Origin of the sequence: Paenibacillus algorifonticola, assembly GCF_000971975.1 — a bacterium.
GTDB lineage: Bacteria > Bacillota > Bacilli > Paenibacillales > Paenibacillaceae > Pristimantibacillus > Pristimantibacillus algorifonticola.
This window is the reverse complement of sequence record NZ_LAQO01000037.1, coordinates 30,424-45,380: the sequence shown is the minus strand read 5'-3', so window position 1 is coordinate 45,380 and position 14,957 is coordinate 30,424. Positions and strand designations below refer to the sequence as shown.

The window sequence follows — 14,957 nt, the reverse complement described above, 5'->3', positions numbered from 1 at the left end:
TTTCCTATATTTCAATAAAAACGGCACTCCATCTATTGATGAAGTACCGTTTTTTTGAGTTTTTCAGCAGAAACAGGGTTATGCCTCTTAGCTTCTATTGCGGGAAATCAGCGTTAATCGTTGTTTCTTTCCATTCTTCTATGCTTTTCAGCAAATTAGTAAATTTATAGCTCGCCATTTGATAGGCTGCATTTCCTAAAAGCAAACGAAGCGGCGGTTGCTCGCTCTCCACGACTGTAATAACGGCTTCAGCCGCTTTTTTCGGGTCTCCTGCTTCATTGCCTTTTCCTGTGCCTTGAAGTATGGCACCAATCACCTGCTTATATTCCGGAATCGACGATTCGGTTTTGACTGAGGAACGTCCCGACCAATCCGTACGGAAGCTGCTTGGCTCTATTAACGTAACATGGATATGGAACGGTGCAAGCTCTTGAGAGAGACAGCCTCTCATCGTAGGCAAAACGGCATTTGTCATATTCATAAGGCCCCAGAAATTGATTTCAAACATTTTGCGCGTTTCTTCTTCCACGCTTTCCTCAACGGCGCTGAAATATCCGATTCCCGCATTATTCACAAGGACATCTATCGTTCCGAATTTATCAAATTTTAAAAAAGCTTTTGCCAAGCACAACGGCATCATAATAACTAATTTTCTGGTTGATCCGCTCCAAATGGAGGAGCGTCTGGGCTAAATTTTTTTCAATCCGCGCCTTATGCTGTTCCAGGAACTCTCTTCGCTCCGTTAAAGTTTCTTCCCCGCGTACGTTCATGTCCAAATACGATTTAATTTTATCGATGGTCATGCCTGTCTCTTTTAATGCAATAATAAATCTTAACCAGCCGATTTGATCTTCTGTGTAAATCCTTTTTCCGCTTTCTGTCCGCTTAATATCAGGAATAAGGCCTTCTTTTTCATAATAACGAAGGGTTGAGGCGCTTAACCCCAATAAATGCTGAACTTCGCTGATGGAATACATAATGAGGTCCCCTTTAATTTTAATTTTCTATAAAAAGTAAGTTAAACTTAACTCTAATAGGATGCCCGGTCAACAACGGATCGCTGCGAATTTTTTCCTAATGCGTCGTCACAAGCAGCAATAAAAAAAAGAAACGGAAAACGCCTGTTTAAGCGCCTCCCGTTTCTGCTCATGAAATAATAATCATGCGACACTATAGATTCTGCTGGGTAATGCCCGATTCCGGGTCGAACACCAGCATCTTCGTTCCAATTTTATCAATGAAAAACCGATCATGGCTTACGGTAACGACCGCGCCGGGAAAATGAATCAGCGCCTGCTCCATCACCTGAATGCTCGTTAAATCCAGATGGTTGGTCGGTTCATCCAGTATGATAACAGCTGCACCGGAGAGCAGACATTTAGCCAATGCAACCCGGGCCATCTGACCGCCGGAAAGGCTGCCAATGACTTTGCTTAAATCCATCTCGGAAAATTGCAGCATCGATAGAAATTTATTCACCTTTTTCCGCGGGGCATCGAGCCCTAGACCATACGTATTGACGGCGTGGCTCACCGTATCCTTAGGATCAAGCTCCTCCCACATCCGGTTGAAATACGCATAGCTTACCCCTTTTTCCCAAGCGACCTCGCCGGATTCGGGCTTCTCCTGACCCGTCAGCACCTTGATCAGCGTAGACTTCCCGCTCCCGTTCGGACCAACGATAACTAGGCGATCCTCCTTCTGAATGTCAAAGCTGACGTTTTGAAAAATAGAGCGCTCGTCGTAGGTTTGTCCAATTTGCTTGACCTCGCACAGCTTGTCCGGGAAACGAAGCTTCTCATAAATATCCGTAATCAGCACATTCACAGGATTCGGCTCAATTCGCTTCTTGTTATCCGCCAATTTGCGGGATAATCGATCTTTGGACGATTTATTGCTGGCGCGGTTGTCGATAGCTTCCGACTCCATAAGCAGAAGCTCTTCCTCCCACTCGAACTGGCGGTCCAGCTCCTTCTTGCGCAGCTTCTTTTTTCGAATATAGTCCGTATAATTGCCATCGTATTGCTGAAAATGATAGTTTTCGATCTCGATGATTTGCGTAACTACCTTGTCAATAAACTGCCGATCATGCGAGATCAATATCATGGCGCCATTGAATCGGTAGAGCCACTGCTCCAGCCACGCGATACCTTCCATATCCAAGTAGTTTGTCGGCTCATCAAGCAATACAACGTCGGGCAGCTCAATTAGCATTTTCGCTAAAGCCGCACGGTTTCTCCAACCACCAGACAACTCATCAATCGGCTGATTGCGTGAACGATCGTTGAAGCCCAGCTTCGTCAAAACCGTGTTGATCTCGACGGAAACGTTCCAGCCATCCAAATGGTCCATTTGTTCGAAAAGCTCCGCCTGCCTCGCCAGAAGGTCATTCATTTCGCCATCATCAGAAACCAAGCCCAGCTTTTCCCCAACCGCTTGCAGCTCCCGTTCAATAAGGGCAACCTGCTCGAAGCACATTTCCAGCTCTTGCTGGACAGACAGGCTTCCGCGCATTTCTGAAAATTGAGAGAAATACCCTATTTTCACCTTCGGATCTATTTCCACTTTGCCGTTCGTAGGCTCTTCTTTCCCCATAATGAGCTTGAAAACCGTCGACTTGCCGGCCCCATTTCGCCCAATGAGACCAATTCGTTCCCCTTGGCTCACGCGAAAATAAATATCGCGAAAAATCATGGCCTCTTCATATTTCTTCGTCACATTTTCCAAACGAATTACACTCATGCTATCACCCTTCTAGCTCCGTCAGTCTACTAGTCATTATACCACTAGATGCGCTGACAAAAGCTACTCGCCTTCCGTTGCCATACAGCCTTATCGCTCATTGCACTCTTCCATTTTTGCTGCTCGCCAGAATTCCGTCTGCCTTCACCCTAAACTCTGCGGCCGCCTCCTCGGGCGTTATCTTGCCAAATAGCAGCAGATCATTAAGCTCCCGCAGCACAGTTGTCACTTCGGCCGTTCCGACCGGGTCAGGCGGGTCCATTGGACTGCTGTTTTTCTCTACCCAATCGAGATATTCGAAAACCTGGGCCAGCTCAGGCTCAACAAACGGCTTCAACTGCTCCTTCAGCTTGGAGGAGATCGGCACTCCCCGCTCCCCCTTCAGCAGTTTGTTCGCCTCCAGATCATTGACGAAGAAGCTAATAAATTTAGCCGCCTCCTCTTTATTTTTTGAATTTTTTGTAATGGAGAAAAACATGCCCGGCTTCAAAAATAGCCCTTGCTTGCTGTCAGGGCCGGGCAGCGGCACAATAGCCAGCTGCTTGCCGTAGCTCTTGACGATGCTGATAAACTGGTTCGAATAGCCCCAGCCCAATAATGCCTCGCCTCTATAAAACGGATCCCGGTCAGACTCGTTGATATCGGAGGTCCAAATATCTGGCGAGAAGATGAGCTTATCCTTTGCCAGCCTCTGCATACGGCTGAAATAGTCAATAAACAGCTGGTCGTCTTCATAGCCAAGCCTGCTGCCATCCTTCGCAAACAAGGAAGAGCCGTTCTGTCTGAGATAATAGGCGAAAAATTGTTCGGGAGTCAGCACGGTTCCCAAATAGAAGCCCTTGCCTTTCAACTGCTCCCCCATTTGATCAAAATCATCCCAAGTCCAAGCTGCGGCAGGCGGCTCCATGCCGCTGGCCTGAAACACCTCTGGATCATAGTAGGCGAATAGCGCATTGACACCTAAATTCATCCCGTATAATTTGTCGCCTAATTTCCCGCCCGAAAGGTTATTTTCGCTGATGCTGGAGGCGTCAATCACGCCGCTTTGAATATAGGGCTCTAAATCCTCCAACAAATCCAGCGTCCCGTATTGTGATAAATAAGAAATATCCATCTGGATGATGTCCGGCAGCGCATTGCCCGCTGCATAAGGAGCAAGCTTCCTCCAGTATTCATTGAAGGCGCTGTACTCGAACTCAATGTTGATATGCGGATTTTGCTCTTCATACCGATGAATAACCTGAATGGTTGCGTTGTTTCGAAATTCACTGCCCCACCACGCAAGGCGCAGCGTAATCGGTTCCTCCCCCATGCCGCTGGGCCGCTCGGACGTTTGTGGTGTGCAGCCAAGGAGTGCAGCCGCTAATGCGAGCATCACGAAAACTCGTTTTTTTATTCGCATCTTAGGCTTCCTCCCCCTGCGGAGGCGGAATAAGGACGATAACCTTCATTCCGCCTCCCGCTTTGCTTTCCATTCGTATACCGTAGCCTTCTCCAAAAGCGAGCTTGATGCGGTGTTTAATATTTAACAGCCCAATGCCCGTTCCCCTCGTTTTCGCTTCTCCGCTCAGCACGCGCTGCACATCCGCTTCCTCCATTCCCGGTCCGCCGTCCTCCACAATAAGAGCAAGCTTGCCTTCTACCTCTCTTGCGTAAAGGCGAATGGTGCAAGGCTCAATCATGGGCTCCAAGCCATATTGAACGGCATTTTCCAATAAAGGCTGCAGGGTAAGCTTAGGAATGGGCGCGTTATAGCAGGCTCTTGGAACATCCATATGAAAATCAAGCCGGTTTTGAAAACGATATTTCTGTATCGTAATGTAATGCTTCACCGTCTCCAGCTCCTCAGCAACCGTAATGACATTTTGCTTCAAGCTGATGGAGGACCGCAGCAAATAACCAAGGGAGACCACCATGCTGGATATTTGCTCCTGCGCATTTTTTTTGGCCAGCCAGTGGATGGAGTCCAGCGCATTATAAAGAAAGTGAGGGTTAATTTGGGCCTGCAGCGCCTTAAACTCCGTTTCCTTAATGACGAGCTGATTGGCATAGTTTTCTTTAATCAGCGTATTAATGCGAGTGATCATCATCCGGTACGTTCGCTGCAGCAGCCCCACTTCATCCATTTGCTGAAAGACAGGCGCCGACATGCTGGCATCCATACTGTCCAAATCCCCGTACTGCACCTCCTTCATCTGGCTGATCAACTGCCGAATGGGTCTCGTCAAGCTGCGGGCAAAGGCCATGCCCATTGCAACAACGATCAGGATAGCGAAGCAATAGACAATAATCAGCACATTTTTCAGCCAGACAATCTTCTCGAAAATATGATTGTACGGAATGACGTTATAATACATCCAGCCCGTATACGCGGACTTTTTCTGGGAAAGAAAGGTCGTCTCTCCATTCAGCTGCTTAATCTCATAACCATCTCGCGCCTCTAAAGGCTGAAGCGCCTGCGAAACACCGTCCGGAATTTGCGCGTACGGATAGACGACAGCCTCCCCCGATTTGAGGATAATATCGCTTTTCTGGCTGGCAATGCCGGCATAGTCCTCCACTAGCCGCTCAACATTAATACGCAAAAATAAAATGCCTATAGGCTCAAGCGTCAATGGCTCATACGCCCGCACTTCCCTGACCATAATCAGCATCGAATCGGAGGCGTCGGGATACAGCCAGCGAACCTCCCCCTTTCCGTCTACAGCCTGCATCATCATTCGTTCATATTTGTCCTCCGAAAAGGAAGGAGACTCCCCATATTTGCTTACTCTCTGCTTGGAATCGATAATATGGACGGATTGTACATAACGCTCCGACGTACTAATATGCGCCCACAATTGATCTGTCATCTTCTTGCGGGTGATATAGCCGACATATTCCGCATCGTCCTGCATCAAATCCTTTAGGCCCCGCTGAATTTGGGCATCCGAAATAATCGCGAGCGACATTGCCTCCAGCTTCTTCAGCTCCATATCTACCGTTGTTGAAGACAAATTCAAGAGCCGATAGGATTTGTCATAAAGCTGTCCGTCATATATGGAATACGTGTAATACAAGGAGCTGAAGGCAAGCGTAATAATAAAGGACATAATGAGAATGATCATAAGAAACATTTTTCGTTTGATGCTTAGTTTACGGTATACCGCCATGGATAAATGCGCCCCTTTGCACGGATCTTACCTTAGATATAACATAGTCGGAACCATACAGATACATTTCGCATGGAAACAGCAGCCTATGGATAAAAGAACCCTCATGCCTGTTTATATTTAAAGGAAAAAACTGCGGCCCGAGGGCAATTCCTCCCCAGATCGCAGTCTTCTTGCGCCTATGAATTTTGAATCTTGAATTTTGAAAAGCCGCCGCTTATTTCGTTTGATATCTTTCGTAAGCAGCTTGATGCATTTCGACAGCTTGGTCGATGCCCATGCTCTTAATAGTCTCTACCATTTTGTCAAACTCGGAAATGGGCTTCTGACCGTTAATGATCGCTGTCATCGTCTCGTTCAAATACGTATTCACCTGGCTCATAATGGAAGTGACCGTGCTTGCTTCGTCCATAGTCAGGCGGATTGGCGGGAGCGTCAGCTCAGAGCTTGCTTTCATCCACTCTGTATTGGCATCCCGTTGGCCTTGATCGAACAAGAGGGCGTCCAAATATTTGCTGTCCTGATTGATTGGTCCATCCATAATGGAAAGCGCATAGGAAGCAAGTGCCTGATCGTAGGTCAAGCCGTTCGGATTGTCGGTAATGAGGCCGGTGAACTTGATGGCATCGCCGTCTTTCTCATAGCTCTCGCCCTCGATGCCAAAGTTGAACAAGTCGCTGCCTTGCGGGCTGTAATTAAAATCCATCCATTGCACAATATATTTCAGCTTGTCTTCATCAGCACTTGATGTAATCGCTTCGCCATAGGTCAGCACTTTATTGTTCATGTTGAAGGTCGCGTAGGCATTGCCGTCCGGCGATACCGGCCATGGAGCACCTGTCAAATTAAAGTTCGGGTCGGTATCTCTCATCAGGTTAAAATATTTGCCCATGCCGCTGAAAACACCGCCCAGATAAGAACCGGCTAAATTATTCGTTATTTTATAGTCAAAAGCTTTACCGTCGTTCGTCATAATTTCCGGGTCAATCAGCTCTTCTTTATACCAAGCCGCCATCGTTTCTAGGAAGCTCTTGTATTCTGCCTCAATTGGTCCGAAAGCCACTTTTCCACTCTTCATTTCAAAGCCACCAATCACTCCAAAAGCTGGAGAAAAATCATGCAGCTTCGTCAAATTGCCCGGTCCCCAGTTGCCAGTAAACGGGAGCTCATCCGGCTTGCCGTTGCCGTTCGGGTCCTGTTCCTTGAACGCCTTAAGCACCGTATGCCATTCATCAATCGTTGTAGGCGCTTTCAAACCGAGCTTATCGAGCCAGTCCTTGCGCACGATGGGGCCCGTTGTCGCATTCAGCTTGAGCGCATCCAGCTTCAGGAGCGGGAACATATAGATCGTGCCGTCATCGAGGGCAATTTGCTTCTTCACATCCGGGTCGGATTCAATAATGTTCTTCAGGTTTGGCGCATATTGATCGATCAGCTCGTTCAAACGGATAATCCGGCCGTCCTCGATCATTTTCTCAGGACCGCCTACTGCGTCCGCCCAGTTGTAGTAGATGACGTCCGGAAGCTCCTTCGTGGCAATGAGCAAATTGAACTGATCCTTTTGCTGTCCCAGCGGCGGGTGGGTAAATTTCACCTTGATTCCCGTCAGCTCTTCCTTTTTCTTATAGGAAGCCATTTCTCCAAAGTTATCCATAGAGGCGGTCAGCTTCGCATCATTCGCACGCCAATAATTAATCGTGAACGCTTCATTCGTAATCGGCAGCGGAATTTCCGTCAGCTTCTCTCCGCCGGCTGGCAATTCTGGCGACTGCGCATTAGTTGCTTGCGACGAATTGCCAGTGGCTCCTCCTTCATTTGGCGCATTGTTTTGCGAGCATGCTGACATTAGGCCAACGAGCAGCGCCAAGGACAAAATGACCAACCCCATTTTTCTTTTCACCAAAATCGCCTCCAAAAAGTAATTGATTTTTATTGTTTCACGGCACCGATTAAAGCGCCTTGAACAAAAAACTTTTGAATAAACGGATACACCAGCATAATAGGCAGCGTAGAAATAATAATCGTGGCGTATTTAATGTTTTCCCCGATTGCAAAGCCCGTGTCCACACCGGCGCCCATCGACTCCGTACTGCTGCTAATCAAAATATCCCGCATCACAATCTGGATCGGATACAGCTCCTGGCTTCGCAAATAGAGCATCGGGCCAACATAATCATTCCAATGGTCTACGGCATAGTACAGCGACATGACCGCCAGAATCGATTTGGATAAGGGCAGGACGATGCGAAATAGGATTAGAAAATCATGGGCTCCATCCAGTTTAGCGGACTCAATCAAGCTTATCGGGATGCTCTCAAAGCTCGTTTTCATAATCAAGAAGTAGAAGGTGCTGATTGCACCGGGGATGATCATCGCCAGGCGAGTATCCACCAGCCCCAAATTCTGAATAAGCAGAAAGCTCGGAATCATGCCGCCGCCAAAAAACATCGTAAAGGTAATGAGCTGCATGAACGTTTTTCGGCCGAATAAATCCATTCTGGACAGCGCATAGGCAGCAAAAGCCGTCATCAGCAAATTGACCAGCGTTCCAACTAGGACATAAAATAGCGTGTTCAAGTAACCGTTATAAATTTTCGGGTTTTGAAACACATATTTATAAGCCTCAAGCTGAAAGCCTTCGGGCAGCAGCATGAGCGACCTCGACCGCAGCAATTGATCCGGATCGCTAATCGAAGAATTCAATACATACAGCATCGGATAAAAGGATACGGCTATGATGCAGCACAGCATGATAACGTTGAAAAAGTCAAAAACATGTTCCCCTGACGAGCGTTTCATAGTAGGTCACCTCCTGTTTACCAAAGACTGGTTGAATTCACTTTTTTACTAATCGCATTTGCCATTAACAGCAGCGAGAAATTAATAATGCCGTTAATTAATCCGATCGCGGTGGAATACGTATAGTTCCCTTCTAAAATGCCGGAACGGTAAATGAAGGTGGATATGACATCTGACGTTTCATAGGTCGGTGCCGTCTGCATGAGCAAAATTTTCTGAAAGTCGGCGTTCATAACGGCACCCAAACGCAAAATCAGCATAATGACAACCGTCGGCATAATGCCCGGGAGCGTAATATGCAGCAGCTGCTTCCACCTGCCGGCTCCATCCATCTTCGCTGCTTCATAGAGCTGGGGATCAATATTGCTGAGCGCCGCCAGAAAAATAATCGATGCCCAGCCCGCCCCCTGCCAGATGTTAGAAAGAATGTACATCGGCCGAAACATATCCTTTTCCGCTAGAAACATGATCGGCTGAAGGTCAAAAAAGCTGCGAATCACATTAAACAGGCCGCCATCTAGCGAGGAGAAGGTTTTAAGCATCCCGACAACAACGACGACCGATATGAAGTGTGGCATATAGCTGATTGTCTGGACCGTACTCTTGAACCACTTCTTGCGGACCTCATTAAGCAGCAGGGCCAAAATAATCGGTGCCGGAAAGCCAAACAAAATGCTATAAAAGCTAAGGATCAACGTGTTTTTAATAATTCGCCAAAAATAATAGCTGTTAAAAAACATCGTGAAATTGTCAAAGCCGATCCATTTTCCTTCTAAAATGCCCTTGATCGGACTGTATGATTTCTGAAAAGCCATCAGCAACCCGTACATCGGTCCATAGTGAAAAATGAAATAATACGCGAGGACAGGAATCAACATGAGGTATACATATTTATTCCGCTGCCATTCCTTCTTTAAGAAAACGAGCTTGTTTTTTTTAGTTCCGCTGCCCTTGAGCGCCTGTCGCTGTTGCTTCTCCAGCTTCAACTCCATCCTTCTGCCTCCGCCCTAAATGTTAATCGATTAATATTTATGTTTATAAATATACAAGCACGGCTCCTCTTTTCACATGTTCATTTCCGATGGTTTTATGTTCAAAACCGTGATGTACCAAGGTGAAACGGCTGTCGCCGTCCTTTGGCGGCGCGGCGCGTTTCAATCCGAGAAATATAAGCCTATTTATAAGAGTAAAACTTATAAATGCTTATATTTGCAAAAAACACCTTGCGGTCGTATCACAACGACTTCAAGGTGTATATCGATATAGACAATTAGCCTATGGCGTTTTTTTATATTCCGAAGGAGAAAATCCGGTATATTTCTTAAACATTTTGCTGAAATAAGACGAATTGCCGCCGAAGCCCGTTTCCTCGGCCAGCGCCGCTATCGTAAATTCCTCACTTTGCCCGATTTTCTCCAGCGCCTTTTGAATCCGAAAGCTCATCATGTAGTTCGTAAACTTTTCCCCTGTCTCCTTCTTGAACATTTTGCTTATATAGTCCGGATTCATATAAATCTCCCCCGCAATGGATTGCAGGGTTAGCGATTCATCTTTGAAGCGGCTTTGGACAATATTTTTCATATGAAGCACCATCTGCGATTGCCTGCATCGATTTCGCTCATAATTGTGGAGGGCAATCTCTCGGGCTATCCCCATTACATATTGTTGAAAGGACTGCAGGGTGCTCGTTTCGATTAAACCCGGGAGCTTATCCATATACGTTTTCATCTCGGAAGGTCCACAAAGCCGGATCATTTCCATGAACATTTGGATCAGGTATGATTTCGTTTTTGATATGTCATAGCGCAGATCAGAAAGCAATTGAAACATTTGATACAGCTCTTTTTCCGCTTCCTCCCAATGCCCTGCTTTAATCGCTGTCACTAAACGTTCTTGGTCATACTCCCATTCAGAGCTATCTCTTTCACCAGATAAGGAAATGTCGCGCTCCATAATAAGACTGCCCTCACCGAGATAAAACCTGTGGTTCAAGCAGACGAGCGTCTGCGTATATAAACGCCGCGCCTGTGCCAGCTCTCCCGGCTCGCTGAGGGCAGCGGTCAGGTCAAAATGATAATATTTCATGAAGGTAGCGCGAATGCTGTCGATTTTCTCAAAAAACTGCTCCTCTGACAGCTCGTCCTCCATGAGCAGAAGGACATGCCGGCCTACGGTAGAGCTGAGCATCGGATTAGGAAAGATGTCCTCGGCAATATTTTTAACGGCAAACAGGTGTTCATACTCATGCTCGCCCTCGATTTCTACAAGCAGCAAGCGTACACTTTGCGTTTGAAAATGCAGCCCGAACAGGTCGCCAAAATACTGCCATTCTCTTACGCCATAGGTTTTATTCGTTACGAACTCCTTTAGAAAATGCTCCTTAGCATGCGGCATCACGCGCTCCAGATCATACTTGATCGATTGCACGAAGCTCTCCTGGCTGGCCCGTTCCTGCTTCTCCTGCACAATCTCTGTGATTGCCTCCACCAGGCTTTCCTCGCTGCACGGCTTCAGCAAATAATGCTTCACCCCATGCTGCATTGCTGTTTTGGCATAATCGAATTCCGAGAAGCCGGTCAGCATAATAAAAGAGATCCAGGGATACTGCGCCGCAACAGCAGCTACGAGCTGCAAGCCATCCATTCCCGGCATTCGAATGTCGGTAATGACAATGTCCGGCGGATTGTCCCTCACCATTGATAACGCTTCCAAACCATTTTGCGCTGTTCCTGCCAATTCCGTACCTAGCCGCGCCCAATCCATCACGGAAGAAATGCCGTCAAGTATGAGCCATTCATCATCAACCAAGAGAACCTTGTACACCGCTACTCCCCCTGCCCTGCTGCCAGCCTGATAAAAGCTGCGTCCTTTATACTCGATTTTACCTTGCTATGACAAAGCAAGCAATGAAAGGGAGTTGTGCAATCAGCAGTACGATCAAAAAAAGAGCAAAAGCGCTCTTAAACGCCCTTGCTCTTTCCACCAAGCCTACTGTATCTGTTGCTGTGAAAGTCAGCCGCTTAGCTCGTTTGCAGCCAATTCACTTTAGCCCACGAGAGCTTGCCTGACCCTGCACCGTTTGCAGCGATAAGCCTTGCTTTTAACGTCGCAGGATCGTCTGCGGTATAGCTATAAGGAAGCGTTGTGAAGCCGTTCCAGGAAAAAGGCTGGATAGCTGCTGGAACTGGAGAAAGCGGGCTTCCCACTGTGTCGCTATTTCCTCTAAAGGTTGTTCCATCCATCGAATAGATCGTATCTATAGCCGCGATTTTGCCCGTATAGACGGCATTGCTTGCATCTTTCTGATTATTGCGAAGCGGGTAATAAACGTCGATAATGACTGATTTTTCGACCAGCACAGCTCCATTCTCTGTGGAAATCGCTCCGTTGCTTGTTATGCCAAAATGATAGCCATTGCCAGAAATGGCCGACTCCATCGCCGCAGTAATCAGTGCTCTGGCGCTCCAAGCGCCTGCGCTGTCCATGACGATGTTGTAGGCGTGGACGTTTCCAGCTCTCAGGCGAGGCATCCGGTCTTGCTGATCCTGATAATAGTTGTGATGAAGCGTCACTTCAAGCGCAGCATTATCGCTGGCAAGTTCCGTTGATCCAACCAGATGCCCTTTCTTTTGGCTGGCAGCAACTGCAATAATATCATCCTTACTCAGCCCCACTGCACTGCTTCTTAAAAAAGCGTACATAGGATAGGCCGACTGGTTCGCTTCCATTGCATTGATTTGCTGGGTGACCCAGCTGCCTGCGCTGCGGTCATCACTTAAGAAGGAAGACCATGAAATGGTGACGCCATTGCTTCCTTTTTTCACATCGACTAGTCCATCATACGCTTTGTGGAATGTGCAGTGATCGATCCAAAACTTGCTGCTTTCTTCGATTGTGATATAATCCCAGTCATTTTTGTCGTAATCGCCCTTAGTTGCTTCATCCCATTCCCACAGCTCATCAAATTCAAGATTGCGGATAATGACATTGGAGCTTCTTTTGAATGTAAAAGCAGCATGCTTGATTGTAGCGCCGTTGGCGGAGAAGATCGTCAGATCGGTGAAGCCGTCCACTGTAATTTTGCTAACGCCTGTATTGAGTAGAACCGGGTGCGTTAATGCGCTGTTGTGTGAGGCGAACGGTGATACTTTTGCCGCTGCCGGAATTTCATTCCAGCCCAGATCGAGGTCATTCATAATTTCCACAACCTTGTAGCCTGAGCCTTTCTTCAGCGCAACGGCAAGATCCGTCGCATTATAAACTTTTATATATTGGGAATCGGTTTCGGCAATGCTGCCTCCTCCCGTGTTGCCTACGGAAAAGCCGGTTAGTTGATACTCCCCGGTCTGCCCAGCCGTCGGCGAAGGCGTCGGTGTTGGTGCTGGAGTTACAGTCGGGCTAGGTGATGGAGCAGTAGTTGGCTGCACCGTCGGAGTAGGTGTTGGAGCAGCAGTAGGCGATGGTGTTGGTGTAGTTGGTACCGAGCCTGAGTTGGTAACGCTTACATTATCGAACTTTGCAATAGACTTGAACGTAACCAAACCTGCCGCACCTGCAGTCAAGCTGGAATCGGTTGCCGAAAGCTCCAGTTGGTCGTTTACGTACAATTTGATCGACGTTCCACTCATTTCGAGCTTCACCTTATACCATACACCCGCTGCCAAGCCAAAGTTCGTTTTGCTCGCTAAAGTCGTCGTGGAACCGCTTACTTTTTTCCTTATTTCAAGAGTGCCTCCACTGCTATTATACAAGGACGCTGCATAAAAGTTATTTCCATTCAAGTATCTGCCCGCAACATACGTTCTAGTTGATCCTTTAAAATCAACGATTTTCACATCAGCTTCAACCGCATAATCGGTCCAAGACTGGCTGCCAGCGGAAGTGCGGCCTTCGCTTGTGCCGGATTGGGAATAAACCGCATTGCCGTTTTCTTGAACGACGGACCAGCTTCCGCTAGTAGCTGTCCAGTTGCCTGCCCCGCTATCAAAACCATCCTCCAATAGCGCAGCGGCGCTGGCCCGATAAACAAAGCCGACTGACCCAGCAGACAGGACAAGCGCTAAACACAATACGAAAATCACATTTCTCTTTATAAAATATTCCATTTCAATTTTCTCCTTCCATATTGTAGTGGTTTACATTCTAATTATAGTAATTAATGGTAAAATTTAAATAGTCTCAAAGACCTAATAAAAGCAGTCTGATGCAGCTCGGGGGTTTCGGCGTTATGCTCATCGGAGACCGCCTGTTCATCTTGTATCCGCACAATGAAGATGCAGAAGTATCCTTTGCTGAGCTGCTGAATACTCCACTTTGGAAATCACTCCCTGCCGTTCAGAGTGGAAAAGTTACTTTTGTCGAGTCAAAGTGTTGAAGGTTACAAGCATAGCCGGAGCAACATCCCTGCCCAATTGTATGTCACACCTAGTAAAAGAAGGTCTGCATCCCTCCCATTAACAAGGGGGATGCAGACCTTCCTTTGTGTATATTAGTATTCTAAAGGCAAAATCGGTCTCTCTACCTCTGAACAATCGGGCAATTGCAGCAATAGCCACGAAACGCTTCGAGCCGATAGGCCAGGCAGCAGGTCGCCTTCACAAACATCAACTGATCGGGAGCAGTCGGATGCTCCATGAATTTCGGTGTAATGCGAAAAGGATTGCTGCGCAGCCCGAAAATTTCCGGCTCCATGTCCCAGGTTGAGCGCCTGAAACGCTCGCGGACTGCCGTCCGACTCTCCTCGTCCGCTGCCTCCATAGCTTCATCCTCCATATAGCCATAGAGTGAGGTATAAATCTGCTTCCACAGCAAGGCAGCTTGGGTTTGTGATGCCTGCGAAAGCGCAGCAATAATCGGCCTCACTTCATACCGGTAGAAAATCGGAAGCGCCGCTTGAGCATTTTCAGCAGGCCCCTCGTCGGGAATCTCGGCAGTAATAATCTCACTCCAGCCCTCGTGAAGGCGAAAGGAAAACAGCGGCATTCCATCCATTAGGCTGAGCTGCACCGACATATTCGTCATCTGCAAAGCTGAGGCTCTACGATCTGCGCCAGCAAGCATGCTGTGCATGGCTCCACAAACGCCTGCATACCAACTGCAAAAAAAAGCTGCGGCTACGCGTATGTCCCCGGTTCCAATCATCGGGGCGTATGTTCGGAGCAGAAGCTCGGCGTTTTGCGGCTCGCTCAGTTCCACAAGCGTAAAGCTCAAAACCATGTTTTCTGCTGCCTTCGATGTAATAAAAAACTTCTCCGTTAAAGACAT

At 47.5% G+C, this 14,957-nt stretch carries 11 protein-coding genes and 1 pseudogene; all 12 read right to left on the bottom strand.

All coding sequences use genetic code 11. From position 1 onward, the window contains the following. Positions 1-94: 94 nt before the first annotated feature. Positions 95-625: an SDR family NAD(P)-dependent oxidoreductase gene (locus WH37_RS27800; RefSeq protein ID WP_052737264.1), complete on the bottom strand. Its 531-nt coding sequence runs from the start codon at positions 623-625 to the stop codon at positions 95-97. Beyond that, a complete protein-coding gene (locus WH37_RS27795) occupies positions 600-977 on the bottom strand; it encodes a MerR family transcriptional regulator (protein ID WP_046233915.1) in 378 nt (125 codons plus the stop codon). Before WH37_RS27795 ends, WH37_RS27800 begins: the two co-directional genes overlap by 26 nt. Before the next feature lie 193 nt (positions 978-1,170). Beyond that, positions 1,171-2,742: an ABC-F family ATP-binding cassette domain-containing protein gene (locus WH37_RS27790; RefSeq protein ID WP_046233914.1), complete on the bottom strand. Its 1,572-nt coding sequence runs from the start codon at positions 2,740-2,742 to the stop codon at positions 1,171-1,173. Between the two features lie 97 nt (positions 2,743-2,839). Further along, positions 2,840-4,144 (bottom strand): ABC transporter substrate-binding protein, encoded by a 1,305-nt coding sequence (locus WH37_RS27785; protein ID WP_046233913.1) that lies wholly within the window; start codon positions 4,142-4,144, stop codon positions 2,840-2,842. Between the two features lies 1 nt (position 4,145). Beyond that, positions 4,146-5,894: a sensor histidine kinase gene (locus WH37_RS27780; protein ID WP_046233912.1), complete on the bottom strand. Its 1,749-nt coding sequence runs from the start codon at positions 5,892-5,894 to the stop codon at positions 4,146-4,148. A 217-nt stretch (positions 5,895-6,111) separates the two neighbouring features. Continuing rightward, positions 6,112-7,794, bottom strand: coding sequence for a type 2 periplasmic-binding domain-containing protein (locus tag WH37_RS27775; protein WP_046233911.1), 1,683 nt, complete (start codon positions 7,792-7,794; stop codon positions 6,112-6,114). A gap of 29 nt (positions 7,795-7,823) precedes the next feature. Next, complete coding sequence (locus WH37_RS27770; protein ID WP_046233910.1) at positions 7,824-8,693, bottom strand: carbohydrate ABC transporter permease; 870 nt, start codon at positions 8,691-8,693, stop codon at positions 7,824-7,826. Positions 8,694-8,710: 17 nt separating this feature from the next. Further along, positions 8,711-9,685 (bottom strand): ABC transporter permease, encoded by a 975-nt coding sequence (locus WH37_RS27765; RefSeq protein WP_046233909.1) that lies wholly within the window; start codon positions 9,683-9,685, stop codon positions 8,711-8,713. Between the two features lie 283 nt (positions 9,686-9,968). After that, positions 9,969-11,516 carry a response regulator transcription factor gene (locus WH37_RS27760; protein ID WP_046233908.1) on the bottom strand — a complete coding sequence of 516 codons (1,548 nt, stop codon included), beginning with the start codon at positions 11,514-11,516 and terminating at the stop codon, positions 9,969-9,971. Positions 11,517-11,713: 197 nt separating this feature from the next. Further along, on the bottom strand, positions 11,714-13,120 hold the full coding sequence (locus tag WH37_RS27755; protein WP_414812468.1) for a pectate lyase family protein: 1,407 nt from the start codon (positions 13,118-13,120) through the stop codon (positions 11,714-11,716). 75 nt (positions 13,121-13,195) lie between these two features. Then, positions 13,196-13,798: pseudogene (locus WH37_RS37540) on the bottom strand (3-keto-alpha-glucoside-1,2-lyase-like domain-containing protein); the annotation flags it as partial. 412 nt (positions 13,799-14,210) lie between these two features. Then, positions 14,211-14,957, bottom strand: a complete 747-nt coding sequence (locus WH37_RS27750) for a hypothetical protein (protein ID WP_046233906.1) — start codon at positions 14,955-14,957, stop codon at positions 14,211-14,213.